Origin of the sequence: Halalkalirubrum salinum (genome assembly GCF_005543295.1) — an archaeon.
GTDB lineage: Archaea > Halobacteriota > Halobacteria > Halobacteriales > Haloferacaceae > Halalkalirubrum > Halalkalirubrum salinum.
In genome coordinates this window covers 111534-128990 of the sequence record NZ_SRSG01000024.1, presented here as the reverse complement: position 1 = coordinate 128990, position 17457 = coordinate 111534, and the positions used below count along the sequence as shown (strand labels likewise).

Below are 17457 nucleotides of genomic sequence, written 5' to 3'. Positions count from 1 at the left end.
GCAATGATCACGGTGTTTATCAGCACCGACCGTTATTCGGCGAGCATGAACACCTCCCAGTACGATCTGCTCTATCGGGTGTACAATGAATTTGACACCGATACCCTCAGAGAGTATCAGGACTTTGTCGATCTATTTCCCGCTGTCGACTCTCCTGTTGCGCTCGACCGCTGGAACGACGCCAGCGAAGACCTAGCGGCAATGAAATCGGAGATCGCCGACGCGATTCCCGACGGGGAGATGTATGCCGAAATTGCCGCTCGTGTAGACCGTGATAGCGCGTTCACCGCAATCGACCTGTACACAAAATACGATCGTGGGGTAAACGCGTTGGTCTTGGATGTCGACGAGACGCTGCGATCGGCGGGGAGCACAGACAATGAGATTCCGCGTGACACCCTGCACGTGCTGGGGGAGTTTCACGAGGCAGGCGTGCCGATCGTGATCTGTACAGGCCAAACGCTCGAGAACGTCAAGGGGTTCACCATCCAGGGTCTTGGCAACGAGATTGTACACTCTGGAGCGCTGAGCATCGTCTATGAGACCGGATCAGGCGTGTTTACGCCTGGACACGGCGCAGACACCAAACAGCTTCTGTACGAGGGGCTCGATACAGAGATCCAGGACGTGTTCGATTATCTTCGGACAAACGTGTTGTCGTCCGCCCCAGAGAATGTCCGCCGCTGTTGTCACCTCCAGGGGAATGAGTTCAACGTAACACTCAAACCAAATTTTGAGACTGGAAGCGATCGCGCCGAGTCGGTGATCGATACCGCACTCGTCTATCTCATTGACCTTCTTGGGTCGGCGGTGTCGGACGACGATCGGGCGTCGTCGTGGGCACGGGCGTACTACGCAGACGCAGATCCGGAAATTCAGGCGGTACTCAAGGAAGCGAACGGCGTCAGTGATGTGGCTCCCGCATCGATTCCCGAGGGAATTCGATCAACATTCGAGCGGATCGATGTCGCGTACTATCACGCTGACGCCGCTGAAATCAGTTCTCTTGAGCTCAACAAGACCGCTGGCGTCGAGACCGCGCTGTCAGTACTCGATATCGACGATCCGTTCGTTGCCGTGATCGGTGACAGTAAATCTGACCTTCGAGTCATGCGGGCCGCCCGAGACGGAGGCTGGGGGATCGCTGCCGCTCCAGAACACGCCTCAGACGACGTATTGACGCACGTCAGAGAGACAGATGGGCTCGTATTCGATCGAGGGCGAGCGGCGACGATGCTCCGAACGATTTTTGTGATGAACCTGCTCGCAGACGAGATACACTGAGAAACTCCACAGACAGGGATCGAAAGTGTCGTCTGTTGGTGACCGCTATTTGATTGGTGATGTTGCCTCATCGTCTGTGTCTGGCCGGCTATCTTCATCGTCGTCGGTGTCGGCGTCCGTTTGGGTGTCCGTCGTTTCCTCTTCGGCTGTGGGATTCACCTCAAAGAGACTGACGAGCGACTCGATTTCAGATTCATCCATCGCTGGGGGATCAAACCGATAAATTGCGTCGTCATCGACAACATAGTAGGTGCCCGTCTCAGGATCTTCGACGACTGGGTTATTCGAATCGATCGCGAAATCAGCGAGATCTGCAAGCGACGCTGCCCGGGCGACAGGCCGATCAAACACGGATTCTGGCAGCGAGACCCTGACAATCCACTCGTCGAACTGGGTGAGGTCTTGTTGGTACGAGAGGTACTCCCGTTCTGCATCGGTGAGTTCGAGCCCACCATTTCGGTACGCAACGGCGAGCAGAGCTGAGCCGAGTAGTCCGAGCACGAGCAAGATTGGGCCACCATAGCGTTCGATCGGGCTCGGTTCGACCGGGACGGATACGGTTTCAGACTGCGTGAACTCGTCTGTCGCTTCTCCAGGATCGTCGACGGTGTAGGTATCGGTTCCGATGTCGATCGGCAGTTGGTTCGTATATGTCTGATCGACTGATTGTCCGTCGACAGTACCAGAGAACTGTGTCTCTGCTTCGACGAATATCTCGACGGAACCAGGGTCGGAGCCCAGTTCGGAATTAATATCGCCCAGTCGGCTGTTGACCGCGGACGTGTTTATCGTAAAGTTGCTGTTCGTCGACTCGTCTGGTGGAAGGTCTTCGGTAGCCGTTTCGGTCAACTCTTGCTCTTCGGACCAGTAGACGGTGCCTGTATCCTCGTCGACCGATCGATAGACGAGCGTCACCGATTCTGTGACCTCGACACCGTCGGACTCACCGGTATACCCCGTCGAAAACGACCCGTCAAGTTTGGGTGCAATGTTCCCGAAGTAGGTGTTTCGACCGTCGAGAACCGTCCCGAGAGCAAAAACTGTATTGTCTCGTGTGACCGTTGCGCTATGGTCGAACTCTTGTTGGACCTCCCACTGCGAAACGGTCCGTTCCTCGGTCGTCGTTTCACTCTGGACATACGCGCCGTAGGTCAGGTATCCACCGGCGGCCGTGATTAGGAGAAACACGAGGATGAGGATCCCGATCTGTCCGCTCACTACGGACCTGAGCCTCAGACCTCCCTTACTCATGTGTGATCATCTTCGTCTATCTCTGTTTCGTTTTGTTGTCATATTTCTTCCGGTGTCGACGCTTCAGCGCTATTTGAACAGCCGCGAGACGAGGCTACCCGAGGGTCGATCACGGTGTCTGGTCCTGATACGGCCAGTTCCAATGAGAACCGTCCCGAGGAGGTAGATTCCTCCGCCGAGTACGGCGTTTATTGCGGCGATCGGTGCCCACGGATGGACGGTCTGAAGTCCATCGATCACAGATGCAGGGAGGACCGCAAGGTAGCGGTGTTCTGTGATGTAAAACTGGTAGTAGCCGGTCTCCGGTGGTGTCGTGATCGAGATATTGACTGTCTCGTTCGATCGGCTAGGGAGATACAGTTGATCAGGCTGCGCCTCAATACCTTCGGTGCGGGACTCGTAGTAGACGTGCGTCGGGATCAATCCGCCATTGGGAACGCTGTACGGTAGCTCCTCGGTCGTGTTCTGTTGGATAACCGTTGGATTCTCTGAGGAGAACTCCGAGCTTACAATGTCAAACTCCTCAGTACCACCCGGCATTACCATTGCGGCTGTGGCGCTTCCCATCAAAACCAGCGCCAACACGGCGAGAATCAACCGTGTGTCTGTTCCATCATCGCGGGATCGATCGCGTGAGCGCTCCCGAGGTTTGTCTTTTTCGCGGATAACTTCGTAGAGATATGCAATTGTTGAAAGGCCAAACAGAATGTACGCGATACCGGTCGTTCCGGTGAACGCACGGGTTCCAAACAGCGCCGACAACTGGAGTTGGAGTTCGCTCAAGACGCCTTGTAGCCCCATCACGGCGGTGCCGAGATGTGGTATGACGATGACTGACCCGCCGATCGTCGCGGCCTTTGCAAGGATTTCGGCGTCCTGCACCGGCGGTTCGCCACTATCTTGATCAGTAAACGGATTCGCATCTCCGCGGGTAGTATACCCCCGATCTGTCTCTTCTGCGATCCGGTGCGTTGTGAGCCCGCCGCCTTCGATCTCTTCTGCGTCGAAGGTGACGACATCACCGGGCTCGTAGCCTCCGACAAGCGGAGCAGGAATCGCAATGAACCCGTCTCCGGGTTCTAACGTCGGCGACATACTACCGGTTTCAACGAAGCTCAGAAATATCGGCTGGCCAAGGAACTGTCCGGCAAGGAGACCGACAATGAGAATAATCACGAAAACTTCTATCCCCAGTGTCGCGTATCGTTTCATTCCCATTTCGATCCTTTCTCATAGCTCACCAACAGGTTTAGTGTAAAAAAGCTTCGTGGTTGGCTGTAATCACGCCTCACGATCGGATTGCGTCTCTGCTCCGGGCCATATCACGATTTTCTGAGGCGTTCATCCGTTTCTGGTGAGAACTCAAGACACAAGATCAGAGGATGGGTACCGTCGTGGGGTGGTTACGATAATTCCGTTCGATGATCCAGCTTTCTTCCCGTTAGCAAAACGGCCGAACAACCGTCTCAAACTGGCTCACTCAGATTTCGTTTTATTCTCCGTATCCACGGGTACGATGCTATTGAATAGGTAACTGGTGACGAACGCGAGACAAAATCCGACCACGTGGATATAGACGTTAATGACCACGGGGCCGGTAACGACTGCTCGGGGAAACGCGACGAACGGATAACCGACCAACAACAAAAGCGTCACTAGCGCAATATGTGCCCGCAACTCGGGTGCCAACAGTACACGGAGTAGGGCCATAACCGAGCCACCAGTTGACCGACGGATTGAGAAAATAAAACTCACAAACACGAGGAAGATTCCCCCCGCAATTACTATGGACCAGATATTCATCGGGAGCACAAGTGTGACGCTCATCGCTGTAATAAAAAAGAAGAATACTGGGGCGTCGCGCGCCCGAAACCCTGGTGTGACGTTGGTGATCAGATAGTTCGTGAGTGCAATCGGGAGCAGACCAAAAAACGCCATATTAATTCCCGAAAAGCCGTAGCCGATCGCATCGCGCGGTACAGCGAGGTTCAATCCTGAGAGCGCAAAGGGAAACACAAATACGAGCGTCACGAATGCGGTATAAAAAAACCGTCTTGCACCCGCGAGGATACAGAGGACATAACAACTCAAACACAACAACCCGTACGAAAGCAAATTAATTGCGAGGTGTTCAAATGTCAAGTGGATAAAGTGTGCGGTGAACGCGGTGGGTACTGTTGGGTCGAGATATGCGAATGTGTACGATCGCCGGACTGCCTCGGGAAGGGTGAACACGTACGTCAGCACCGCAGGTACCGCGAGGATGACGAGCATGTCGATCGGATGCCACGCTCGACGAAACTGTGAGCGGAGTGAGAGAGTGTGGCTTAGCGAACGTTCAGCTGTCACTATGTATTTCGAAATGGTCGGTTGGGAATAACTTTACTCTCTCCACTGTGATCGACAGGTGCTACGGTTTTCGGGAGATACCCATACTGCCACGACTAACTCTCGTAACCAAGAGCAAGAGCAGCCCTGCCAACCCGAGCGAGAATGTGAGTCCGAACCCTTCTGAAAGGCCAAATCCACCAGCCTCTTCGACAGTCTGCTGCTCGTCACTGTCGTCGCTGTCGTCGCCCTCGCTAGTGTCGCTTCCGCCACCACTCTCGCCGTCGTCATCGGTTGATGGGTCCGTGGATTCGGTCTCGTTTTGTTCGGACCCCTCGGATCCGTCTCCTTGTTCTTCGTCTTCGACATCGTCCTGCTCTTCATCTTCGACATCATCCTGCTCTTCATCTTCGACATCATCCTGCTCTTCATCTTCGACATCATCCTGCTCTTCATCTTCGGTATCATCATTACTCGTGAATGCGCTCAAACCACCTGAATCCGAGTCAGTGTCCGCAGTAGAGTCCTCTGGGACCTTTGCATGGATGTTCATGTTTTCGATGAGGGGTTCGGATCCGTCGACGTTCCGGGTATCGATGCGGAGGCCGATCGAGACGTTCTCTCCGGCGGCAATAGTGATGTTCGAATCTTGTTCCATAATGACACTATCCGCAGAAGTGAATTGTACTGCCTCAGTGTCTCCATCGTGGGTTATCCACACCTCAGCGGCTCCTGACTCGTCACTTTGGTAATTCACGTAAAAGACCGTCTCAATGTACGTTACTCCGTTTGCGCTTACTCCCTCACCGTTGGTGTCTGGGTTACTGGAACTAATGTCGACGTACAGCTCACCAGTTTCGGGATCGACGAACGAGTAGTTTCCATCATCGGTCGCAGGATACAACCGAACGTCTCCCGCTGGATCTTGGTCTTCGTCGAATGAGAGCAGATCGCCCGGTTCGACCGGCACTGCTCCGGTTGACACCGCAAGCGATAGCCCACTCACGAGTGCAACCACGAGCAGTACTGTTCTGACTCGACTGCTCATGGCTGTCCACCGCGATCGTCACCGATCGACGCGTCAGGGGCTCGTTTGATTCCAGTCTGCTGTTTCGTCTCGTTCATACCTTTGTCCTCCTGAACCGACCCTCTGTGCCGCGACGCCCGTCGCGCAGCGATCGATCCTCGGGGCCACTTCTCTGGTTGGTTGTCCTTTGATGGCCGCGTATAAGGTATTACACTCCCTGATAGTGTTCAAGCAGTCCTTGCGCCACTAATAAAAGGCGAATTTTCAGGTAGTTGAGACGGATCAAACCGGGCGATCGTACAGATCGACCGTCTAGACGGCGTCGAATCAGGGATTACTGTCTTCGGGAACTTTTGCGTGGATTTGCATATTGTCAATGAGCGACTCAGAGTCCTCGACCTCCTGTGTATTGATACGGACACCGATCGACGTGTTTTCGCCTGCGTCAACGAGCACGGTCGAATCTTCGCTCATGATGGTGCGGTTTTCAGAGACAAACTGGACTGCCTCGGTATCGCCATCGTGGGTGATCCACACTGCCGCGGGGTCTGGGTCTGATTCGTTGCTCTCGTAGTTCACGTAGAAGACCGTCTCGATGTCTGTGGTGCCGTCCGCGTTTACCCCTTCACCACGAGCCCGATCGCTCGAACCAATATCGACGACCAGTTCACCGGTCTCCTCATCGATGGACGAGTAGCTGTTGTCAGTCGTGGGATAAAGGCGAACCTCGCCTGCTGGCTCTTGATTCTCATCGAACGGGAGCAGATCGCCTGGACCAACCGAGACTGCGCCGGTCGCTGCCGCAAACGAAAGTCCGCTCAAGAGTGCAAGTATAAGGAAACCCGATCGCACCGTTCGGCTCATCGTTGCCTCCCTCTGGTGATCGTCGAATGTGGTCGCCTCGCTGATTGTTGCTCCGGCATTGTCATATTGGCTGTTGAGTTACCCCTCCGCGATCGTCTGAGCGGTTGTTGTGTAGTTGGTGAACATGTGAATTACCACGGGTCACCCGACCCGTGGCTTCCTGTTTCAACGACGTTGTCAGACTCAGTCTGACAGCCTGTCGAGGTTCCCTCGACAAACGCGCTTTGCAGGCACAACACAGAACGATCAAGTATCGTTCGCGTCCGCACCCGTAGGGAGCGCAGTCTCCGCAGGCGTTCGAAAATCGCGTGGCGATTTTCCCAGCCCATCAGAATCGTACCGCGATTCTGCGGACGTTGATTCGGCCTCTCCCAGACCTACTACCGCATCTACATCGTACGCAATACCCAACTCCTCTAACCCGAGTTTCAAAACGTTGTACGAGGCGTTCTCGTCCCGGTCGGCCTCGAACCCACAACTTGGGCACGAGTGTTCCCGAACCCAGAGTGCCTTATCGGACTCAACGTCACAGCGAGCGCACTGCTTAGTCGTCCCCTCAGGTGGGACGGTCACAACGTGGCAACCGTTCTTGTCGCCGTGACGCTCGAACGTTTTGATGGCGTCACTCCACTCCATCGACGCAATGTTCCGCCCATTTGAGTCCTGTTCGAGCATCCCGCGAACGTTCAGCTTCTCCAAGAACACCGCATCGTACTGTGTCGTGTACGAGCGAGCAAGTTTCTCGATGAAATCCGTTCGCTTGTTCGACAAGCGTTCATACGCTTCAGCGAGTTTCACTCGGGCTTTCTCCCAGTTCGCAGACCCGTGCTGTTTGCGAGACAATGCCCGATGACGCTTCTCGATTCGTTCACGATCTTCAGACTCATCCAACGGTTTTACAGCGTTGCCGTCTGAATCATGTGTGAGCTTGAGGATGCCGAGGTCAATTCCTACAGTGTCTTCGAGTTGGATGTCTTCGACGGCTGGTTTCTCGGGGTATTCTGGGTCGTGGTTAACGACGACCGACGCATACCATTTCCCTGATTTTTCTTTTTTCAGACGGACTTCTTTGATTGTGCCGTCTTCGGGGAGTGGGCGGTGGTAGTCTACGTCCATCGTCCCAAGTTTCGAGAGTTCAAGTGTAGCGTGTTCGGTTCGGCCCGTGTTACTATCCACGTCGAAGCCTGATTGGTTGAACACGATACTGCGGTACTCTCTTGGCGGTTTCCACTGGAGTTTCCCAACGTTGTAGCCGTTGGATTTGAGTGATTTGAGAACGCTGAGGCTTGAGTAGATGCGTCGGACAGCCATCTGCAAGCACTTCGAGTTTACCGTCGTCCACTTTGGCCACTGGCGTTTCCACGTGGGGAGCTTGTTCTGAAGTTGAGTGTACGTGGGTTTGTCACCATCTGGAGCAGAGTCGTAGAGTCCGAGTGCGTGGTTGTAAACTTCCCGACAAATGTTGATGTGTCTGCGAGCTTCAATCGCTACACCGTCGGTCATGTACACGCGATACTTGAACGTCTGCTCCGCTAACAGTATCTCGGGGTGCGGGTCACTTGAACATTCGGTTTAAGTCGGGCGATTGTCGCATTCATCCACGGGTACGGTGACCCGTGGGATTCTGCTTGTTAGCATTTAAACCGTTTCGGCAACGCCGAAGCAGATACCACCGACAATTAGCTTCGATCGTTTACCCGCATAGAATCTGCTTATCTGAACACTACCAATTCAGCCCATCAAATATTGAATATGAGGAATGTTTCTTGAGGCGTGTAAGATAGAGGGCCCGTATGCAGCACGAAAGTCAGAAAGGTGTTTCTCCACGGTCCAATCATCACGGCGTCCACTCGTCAACGACTTCTTTCCCGGATCTCTGAGTTGGACGGTTCCACTGGACGGTTTACTAACGGTTACTCCTCTAGGTTGTGTGACCGATCTCGTGTCAAGACCCACCTCAGCAGTCCACTGGTGGTCACTTTCTGGATCATCAGTGTAGAAAGTGTGTTCGCCGGATTCTATAACAACCTTCGTCGTTTTACTATTTCTGCGCCCAAGAGATAGGAAGTTAGCTACTGCTCGGTGTCAGTCACGAACGCTCCCGGGTTCCTCCTCAACGTGAATGGTGACTGAACCCTCAACATCCTCACTGTCCAGTTCGTCCTCAATTATTTTGACGCCAACTGACAGACCACCAACGCTCTCATTGTAACTTGTTTTTGTTCCGCCTGTTTCCCAGAGAGCTTCTTCAAGACGGTCTTCTTCATCATCTTCTGCATAAAATTGCACACCGGCGAGGTCCTCGGTCGTCAACCAGATGTCGGCGGAGCCGACATTTACAGGGCGAATTACGAACACATCATCAAACGTGTAGACGGAATCTTCGTTGACTCCCTCTCCATCATTATCCAGATACCCTGGAGTATCTGCATCCCCATTGAAATTGAGTTCGAGGGTGCCATCAGTTTCTTCCGCGTATTCACCGTTCTTTTCACCGGGCACAAGGGCGGTGAAACCAGCGGAGTCGTTAGCCACATTAACATCGACACTGCGATCACCAGTACTCGCAGATGTGAACGCGCCCGTACCAACCGCCGCGCTACTTCCTGCTGCCAATGCCCCCAAACCGATTACGAATTTGCGTCGTTCCATAGTTGTTTCACTTCGGTTAGCGCAGCCCCGATCGATCACCGCGATCGTCCAGGGCCACGTTCCAGTTTCTTCTATATGGGGGAGGGACATTGTATTAGGCCGCCAGAAACCTCGAAGGGCTGGCCTGAAACACACAGTTGGCATCCAATTATCATATTTGCGGTAAGATTGTAAACAGGCGTAAGACAGCTTCTCTGTACATTTCAGGCCCTCCCTGAACGTATGAATTACCGCCCTATTAACTGATTTCTCCCCGATCTCGGCTCCTCACGCTGCGCCGTTATGCAACGGATCGATAGCCCGTATGTGCCCAAATATACGCGAATCGATCGGCAATCCTGTCTCCGCTCGAGGACACGCACCGATCGCATCCCACTCTCTTCACAACCAATATGATACCGTATTGATCGCTTCACGCCCTGCTTGAATTCGCTCAGGCGCCTCAATACTACGTTGAAAACAGATGATTTTGTCCCAATGACGGATGCGTCCGAACGCGAGGGGGGACGATGAATAGGAAACAGACGCTGGCGCTGTTGACGGCTGCGTTGCTCGTTACGTCCGCAGTCGCGGGGACCGGGGCCTTTTCGAGCATCTCTGCGGATCGCGACGTAAGCGTCACAGTGACGAACGATGCGAACGCGTTTCTTGGCTTAGAACCGGCTGAAGGTACCAATGGCGTCTATGCTACAGAACAGAACGGACAACTCCAACTGAGATTCGACGGGACAGGGACCAACGCCGAGGGGCTCAATCCGAACGCGACGACATCATTCGACGACGTGTTTACCGTCTCGAACCACGGGACTCAGCGCGTTGCCGTAACGATCAAAGATGAAACCAACGGGGTGGAGTTCTCCGCTCCGACTGAAGACGGGACCGCTCGGCTCGACGGCGAGGACGCCGTCGGCGTTTCGCTCGATCCGGGCGACACCGTTCCAGTTTCGGTGTTGATCGACTCCGAGAACGCATCCACGATCGAGTCACTGGATTCGGTCACCATCACGGCCGATGAGGCGGACACAGACGACGCGGACGATGCGGCCGACACAGGTGACTCTCCAGAAGACCGAGAAGAAGAATCCGACGACAGTGAGGATCGAGACACTGACAACCCTGAAGACGAACCGCCTGCATCTGAGCCGATCGAGGGCGAAAACAGCGTCCAAACCAGCGGGACAGCATCGACAGGAGACACCGTTCCGATCGACACCGCGAGTCTCAACACCTCCCAATCAGACGAGCCATCGCTGGACGCGTTTGATATCACGTACGCGGACAATACCTCCTACAACACGACGCTCAGTGTTGAAAATGAGGGACCGTCAGAAGCCAGCGAAGAACCGGACGGCACGCCGCTAAAGTATGTTAACGTTTCCCATCCAGAGACGCCCGATAGCGCGATCGAAAACGCGACGTTCCAGTTCACCGTCCCGGACGACGCGGGCAATGGGACCGGAGCAGTGCAGCTTGTCCGGTATAATGAGACGACAGACCAGTGGGAAACTGCCCAGACAACGGTCTCATTCGTTGAAGAGACCGACGAGGGTGTCGTCTACCAAGCCGAAACCGAGCAACTTTCTGCGTTCTCGCTCGTCGAACTCGGCCAGCGTGCATACGTCCGGACACCTGAAACTGGAGCTCCGATCGATGACGATCCGATCGGCGACCGGAACGCGGGCCTCCTCTTCGATGCAGACAATGAGTATCCAGCAGGGATCTACCAAACGTACCGCGAAGATTCGTTTAATCAGAACGCGTGGAACGAAGATGCAACGACTGATGCAGACGATGCCGCGGCGCTGATTCGCGAGCGACTCCGATTAGACGAACAAATAAAAGGCGAAATCGAAGATTGGATTCTCAGCTACGCGCCGACACCGATCGCCGCCGTCCAGAAAGTCGTCGCCGCTGTCAATGCACTGATCGATGCTAATGAATTCTTCTCAGAATACGGATCAGGCATTCAAAAACAGGCGGTCGCAATTCACGTCGATCCAGGAGCCCAGAGCCACGACGATCTGCAGGCAAACCTCGCAGCGCTTGAAACGAACACCGACGAACTCAAAACGGCGATCGAGAACAACGACTCGGCGAAACAGCGTGAGTTGCTCGAAGAGCGCGAGGAACTACTGAAAGAAACCTACGAACTGTTGCCAGTGTACACCGCTGACGTCCACCAGGACGTGATCGGCGATTCGGCTGGGATCGAGGATCCACAGGCGTACCACATCATTCGATCTGATGTTGAATCACTTCGCGTCCAACTTCTCGCAGACTACGAACAGACGACGAACGAACTGTATGGCGCACCAAAACGATCGCTTGCCGAAGACACGTCGATGCCGACGCACGGCTGGACGACAGACGATGAATCAGTTGTCTACGACACTATGGACACATCGTCTGATTACGCTGTGGTTGAAATCAACGGATCTGCGGCGGCCACACAAGATGCAGACGAGATCGATCTCGAAGTCGCCGGAGCGAATGTCGATGAAATGGACGTGACAGTCGTCTCTGATCGACCCGATCAGCCGCGGTATGAAACCGGCGATCGGCTCACTGGAGATGGATCGACGCTCAGTGGGACCGTTGATGCAGGTGATTCCTCGTACGTGATTGTCCGCGCCGACGGTGCGGTTGGCCCGGTCCGGATTGAATCCGACGCCGATGCTCCTCTCAGTGTCTCCGAACGTGCCGGACCAGACATCCAACGGCCAGTTGCAGATCTGGTTGAAGGCCCAGAACCGGTGTCGCTCGGGGATGAAAACACGGTATACCCCACAAACGATTCTGAGGTCCAGTTGACGTGGCTGCTGTGGGATGCAAAGACCCCGACGGACGAACTCGAGTACCGATTTAGGGCCGACACCGGCGATGGATTCACCGAACTCGGTGAGTGGAAGAGCGCGCCCGCAAATGGAAGAGTGTCTCCAGACCTGAACTACGATGATGGGATCACTCGTGTCCAACTCGAAGTGCGAGACAATGCTGGTCGAACCGCAGCACGGAACGTCGACCTGGTGGTGAGTGAGGGTGCCCCACAGACCGCTGTCGAAGCGCCGGATGACCCAACGATAGGTGATGTGTACGTCCGCGTCCTCCCAGAGCGACGGATCGAGAGTGTCGAGCTGCAGGTTCGAGATTCCGGAAACGAAAGCTGGGAAGACTGGCAAACAATCGAAGACACGGACGGACTCGGGTTGCTGACCGCCCCACGAACGGGTGATATTGATATCAGGGCTCGCGCGACGGGCCTGGACGGAGATACCGGTGACTGGGATGAGACTTCTCTCACCTACGAACCACCGGATACGACCTCGCCAGATATCGAACTCGAAACAGCACCAAGTAACGAGCAGACCCTTGTTGATGGGGACATCCAAACACGGCGGGTGACCCAGGATGAAGCCGTTCCTCTTGAGTGGACTGTCGACGACGATCGGACGGATCCTGCCGATCTCGAATACCGCGTGCGTGAGAGCGCAGCCGAGTGGAGTTCGTGGCAACAGGCCACAGATGGGTCTGTCAGCGTCACTGCCGAGGCCGAGCGGGCGGGAAGTAACGCGACGATCGAGGTTCGAGACGAAGCCGGGAATGTCGAAACGGATACTGTTCGCCTTCGTCGCGACACGACTGCCCCCGAAGTGACCGTTTCCGCGGGCGACAGCGTGACCGGAGGTACGATCAATCCCGATCCAAACGAACCAATTCAATCGATTGAGTTGGAGTACCGCCGATCGAACGACACTGCGTGGAAAGACTGGAAGACGCTCGGATCAGCTGAACAGACTGACGTGCCACTGGACGTTGTTGGCTCAATAGACGTTCGTGCGCGGGCAATCGACACTGCCGGAAACACTGGCGACTGGAGTGAGAAAGCAAGCTTCAACAGTTTGCCAGCGCGACGTTCAAAGTCGATCGACGACGAGAAGGAATACAACCCCGACGGTGGCGTTGCGAACGAGACATACGAACAGCCCGGACTTGACGATTTCCAGCAGGGACTCGTCGAGTACGACGCACTGGTCGACGAAATTGACGGTGAGTTGTTCATTGACATGTACGTGCGCTCTCGGGACGGGAGCAGGTATAACATCTCATCTGTGAAACTCGAAGAGGATGGAAACCAGACCATCCGCGGTGACCTGCCGGGGAACCTCTCAGCGGATGATTCCCTCGAAATTAGGGTACGCGGAAACGGATCAGTGGTCCTCGATAGCCTGCGCGCGATCGGCTCTGAACCATCGGTGCCGACACTCCAGGCGAACCCCTCAAACGCCACGGTCAATGAGATCGTAACTCTCTCGATTGATCCAGACTGGCCGGGAGACACCTACGTCGAGCGATACGAGTGGGACACAGACGGAGACGGCACTATAGACGACTCGACCGACGAGCCCACACTCGAAGTAGCGTACGACGATCCGGGCGAACGGAACGTAACGCTCTCAGTTGTCGATGTCTTCGGCGAAACTGACAGTGCAAACACATCCGTCCGCGTGAACGCACCGCCAGAGCCGGCGTTCGATGTTCCGAGAGCGGTTGAAACAGGCGAAGCAGCTGTGTTGAACGCGTCTGCGAGCGTTGATCCTGATGGTGAGATTGTCGAATACGACTGGGACACTGATGAGGATGGCAACACTGAGGAAACTGGCGAGACCGTTGAAGTAGACTTTGCGGACGACGGAGCGTATCCAGTTGCGCTTTCAGTTACGGATGACAACGGTGCCACCACCGTTCAATCACAGAATCTGACAGTGTTAAATCGGCCTCCACAGCCAGTGGTTGCGGCCGAAACTGAACAGCCAATTGTCGACGAACCAATCGAACTGAGTGCGACAGAGAGCGTTGATCCAGACGGAGACATTGTCGAATACGAGTGGAATATAAGCGAGGGATCGATCGATGATACCGGCAAAGAGGCTGAAGCCACCGTTGATACGTACGGAACACAGAGCGCAACGCTTCAGCTCACCGATGACGACGGTGCGACCAACACGACAGAAGCTGAGTTCTACGTCAACGCGCCGCCGGAGCCAACCATCGACACACCTACAGAAGCCTTTACTGACGAAGCGATCGCGTTGAACGCATCAGGGTCGACGGATCCAGACGGCTCGATCGATGCCTACGAATGGGACATTGAGGGAGCGTCCGATCGCGATGGGTCCGAGGAGACTGTGCGCTTCCCGGACGATGGCAACTACACGATCACACTCAGTGTCACCGACAACAACGGAACTGAGCGACAAACGTCGACCGAGATAACCGTGAAAAATCGACCGCCGACCGCGGCTGCGACTCGCCGCACCGAACAGCCAGTCGTGGGCGAGCCGGCTGCGTTCGACGCGCTCGACAGCTTCGACCCGGATGGGAGTGTCGAAACTGTCGAGTGGCGGTTCTCCGAGAGCGATGGGTTCGAAGAAGGTGAGCGTGTGCTCAACCGATCGTTCGATACGCCTGGCACACAGACGGTAACACTTCGAGTCACGGACGATGACGGTGCGACCAACACGACGGAGGCAGAATTCTACGTCAACGCGCCGCCGGAACCAACGATCACCGCACCCAATGAGGTGCCAACTGGGCAGCCGATCGAAATAAATGGAACAGAAAGCACTGATCCGGACGGAAGGATCGTCGAATACGAGTGGATCGTAGACGAGCGAGTAGTATCTGATGGATCTACCGAGAAACTGAACGAATCCTTCGATGACGACGGCACGTATCCAGTGACGCTTCGTGTCCGCGATAATAATGGGACGGTTCGATCAGCGACTCACCCGGTGACCGTAACGAATCGTCCGCCAGACGTCGATGTCGAGGTGCCTACAGAGAACGTAACGGTCAACGACGAGTTCTCCATTGATCTGTTCGCTGCAGATCCCGATGGAGAAGTAGAAAATCAATCGATCGAAGTTGTTAGTCCAAGTGGGCAACGCCTGTCGACAAACGGGACCGTATACACAGTCCGACCCAACGAGACGGGAGTGTGGAGAGTGACTGGTTCGGCAGTGGACGATGATGCCGGCAAGTCCGAAAGTAACCAAACGGTGAGAGTCGTTGAGGAACTCGACCTCTCGATCGAATCCTTCGATGAGCCACGGGTCGATGAGCCGTTCGAACTCGAAGCGAGCTCGTCCGGCAATATAACTGATACACAGTACTCCTGGACGATCGATGGAGACCAATACACTGGCAAAAATGTGACCGTTGAACCCGAACAGGCCGATGATCTCCTGGTCACGCTTACCGTGTCCGATCAAACCGGAAACAATGTTACCACAGAACGACGGTACGATGTCGAGTCGGCTGCGTCTGTTGAGTTGTACACGAGTCAGCAACTCGGTGGTCGAATACTCCAGGGAGACACCGAATTGAATGAATTCCCGTACGACCAAACGGAGATTACTTGGGACCTCAACGGAGATGGCCAGTACGAGTCTTTCGGTGGATTCAGGGCATCGGTCCCAGTGAATCAAACCGGAAGCTACGAGATCGGTGTCAGGGCTGAAGGACCAAATGGGACGGTTGATACCGATCGAAAAACTGTCGAAATAGATGATATTCGGACGGATATCGGATTCGAATGGGTGACAGAGCGGAGCGAAAACGGTACAGAGTCATCTGGCCCATCAACTGATGGAGAGCGGGTATACACTGCATTTAGTGCTGAAGAAGAAGACCCACAGAACGCAACCGGTGTCGTTGAGGCTCGATCGGCTGAAAACGGTTCGACGGTATGGCGTGTCGAAACCCAGGGGCCTGTATACGAGACGGAATTGATCGACGATGTGTTGTATGCGTCTGGTCAGGGTGTTGTTGCGATCGATCCTTCAAGTGGCGATGTCTTGTGGACTTTGCCAAGAGAAGAGTATAGCACGATCGAGCATGCAGGCGATGCTCTCGTGATTGAATCGTCTGAGACGATGATGGCGGTCGACCTCAAAACAGGAGAACGTCACTGGAACGTTTCAACGCCAGGCTATGTTAGCGAGGTGGATACAGTCGATGAGAGAGTGGTCTACCAGGTGTACAACGAATCGAGCAGACAGGACGAAATTGTCGCCCGTGACAGCGTGACTGGCGATCGCCTCTGGATCAAAAACGATTCTCGAAACACAGAGATTCACGACGTATCTGAGACTGCGATTGTCTACGAGAGGAACAGCTATTTGACTGATGGCGACGTGATCGCTATTGAACCTGAGTCTGGGCAGGAACGCTGGAATGCATCTTCCTCAGCACTCAGTCCCGCTGAAGACGGCAGAATCGACGCCGCAGTGGTGAGCGATGAGTACACGTATTTCGTAGGTACCGACGTTAATGGCACGTTCGTCACGTCAGTCGACGACAATGGCTCCGAACGATGGAGTATATGGCCTGAGTGGAACCAACAAACCTCATCGCAGGAGATTGTCATCCGTGGAAAAGCGGTCTATGTCGCCAGTGAAGAATACCTCTCGCGTCTCAATGCGACCACCGGTCTTTCGGTCTGGACATCAGAAACCTCGTCTGGATACGACCCCGATATCCGATTTGTCGAATCTGAAGTGGTTGTGGGTTCGTACGACGGCGCCAGTGTCGTCGATCCAGATACTGGTGATAAGCAGGGTAGCCTCTCGATGGACGAACTTGAGTCGGGGGTATACAACGACGGAACCGTGTTCGTCTCGTCTAACGGGCGAGTCTTTGCTATCGATATCTCGTCGTTCGGAAACACTGAGCCGTAGAACGAGGAGATCGTAGGGACTGATGAGTCCATGCTGAGGAGGTACTAGCAGTGGATGGGTTGGGCTTTACTCAGCCCACAATATCATACTACCCTGCGGATATCGGATACTCCAAACGCACCAGTCATCAATCCGAATGTCGTATATTTCTCTGTACGTGACCCCCAAATATTTAGCTGCTTTTTCGGAAATATTCCGTCATACAATTTATCTCGGGTTTTCTGATTTGTTTCACAAATTTTATTTTGTATTTGCATATTTCATTGACGGAAATTTATTGAGTTGTGATCAGAACACGTGGACGCACCGATC

At 54.5% G+C, this 17457-nt stretch carries 9 protein-coding genes; 2 read left to right on the top strand and 7 right to left on the bottom strand.

From position 1 onward, the window contains the following. Positions 1-45 precede the first annotated feature (45 nt). The gene (locus E5K03_RS09875; RefSeq protein ID WP_138006684.1) at positions 46-1284 is read left to right on the top strand and encodes an HAD family hydrolase; all 1239 of its coding nucleotides are present in this window, start codon (positions 46-48) and stop codon (positions 1282-1284) included. A gap of 45 nt (positions 1285-1329) precedes the next feature. On the opposite strand, the gene E5K03_RS09870 is transcribed toward E5K03_RS09875, so the two are convergent. The 7 genes from E5K03_RS09870 to E5K03_RS09840 form a co-directional block, all read right to left on the bottom strand. Continuing rightward, positions 1330-2502, bottom strand: a complete 1173-nt coding sequence (locus tag E5K03_RS09870) for a DUF5305 domain-containing protein (RefSeq protein WP_138006683.1) — start codon at positions 2500-2502, stop codon at positions 1330-1332. Positions 2503-2604: 102 nt separating this feature from the next. Next, a complete protein-coding gene (locus tag E5K03_RS09865) occupies positions 2605-3753 on the bottom strand; it encodes a S26 family signal peptidase (RefSeq protein ID WP_138006682.1) in 1149 nt (382 codons plus the stop codon). 258 nt (positions 3754-4011) lie between these two features. Beyond that, positions 4012-4884 carry a hypothetical protein gene (locus E5K03_RS09860; RefSeq protein ID WP_138006681.1) on the bottom strand — a complete coding sequence of 291 codons (873 nt, stop codon included), beginning with the start codon at positions 4882-4884 and terminating at the stop codon, positions 4012-4014. Positions 4885-4945: 61 nt separating this feature from the next. Continuing rightward, positions 4946-5911 carry a DUF1102 domain-containing protein gene (locus E5K03_RS09855; protein WP_138006680.1) on the bottom strand — a complete coding sequence of 322 codons (966 nt, stop codon included), beginning with the start codon at positions 5909-5911 and terminating at the stop codon, positions 4946-4948. 306 nt (positions 5912-6217) lie between these two features. After that, entirely contained in the window at positions 6218-6754 is a 537-nt protein-coding gene (locus tag E5K03_RS09850; protein WP_138006679.1) for a DUF1102 domain-containing protein, read from the bottom strand. A gap of 246 nt (positions 6755-7000) precedes the next feature. Then, positions 7001-8293, bottom strand: a complete 1293-nt coding sequence (locus E5K03_RS09845) for an RNA-guided endonuclease InsQ/TnpB family protein (protein WP_265338727.1) — start codon at positions 8291-8293, stop codon at positions 7001-7003. A gap of 546 nt (positions 8294-8839) precedes the next feature. Then, a complete protein-coding gene (locus tag E5K03_RS09840) occupies positions 8840-9406 on the bottom strand; it encodes a hypothetical protein (protein ID WP_138006677.1) in 567 nt (188 codons plus the stop codon). Between the two features lie 509 nt (positions 9407-9915). Between E5K03_RS09840 and E5K03_RS09835 the strand changes: the two genes are divergently transcribed. Continuing rightward, positions 9916-17145 (top strand): PKD domain-containing protein, encoded by a 7230-nt coding sequence (locus E5K03_RS09835; protein WP_138006676.1) that lies wholly within the window; start codon positions 9916-9918, stop codon positions 17143-17145. Positions 17146-17457 lie beyond the last annotated feature (312 nt).

Bases quoted from the DNA above. Each gene is read 5' to 3' on its own strand.
- E5K03_RS09875 (WP_138006684.1), top strand. From the start codon at position 46: ATGAACACCTCCCAGTACGATCTGCTCTATCGGGTGTACAATGAATTT.
- E5K03_RS09865 (WP_138006682.1), bottom strand. From the start codon at position 3,753: ATGGGAATGAAACGATACGCGACACTGGGGATAGAAGTTTTCGTGATT.
- E5K03_RS09855 (WP_138006680.1), bottom strand. From the start codon at position 5,911: ATGAGCAGTCGAGTCAGAACAGTACTGCTCGTGGTTGCACTCGTGAGT.
- E5K03_RS09850 (WP_138006679.1), bottom strand. From the start codon at position 6,754: ATGAGCCGAACGGTGCGATCGGGTTTCCTTATACTTGCACTCTTGAGC.
- E5K03_RS09840 (WP_138006677.1), bottom strand. From the start codon at position 9,406: ATGGAACGACGCAAATTCGTAATCGGTTTGGGGGCATTGGCAGCAGGA.
- E5K03_RS09835 (WP_138006676.1), top strand. From the start codon at position 9,916: ATGAATAGGAAACAGACGCTGGCGCTGTTGACGGCTGCGTTGCTCGTT.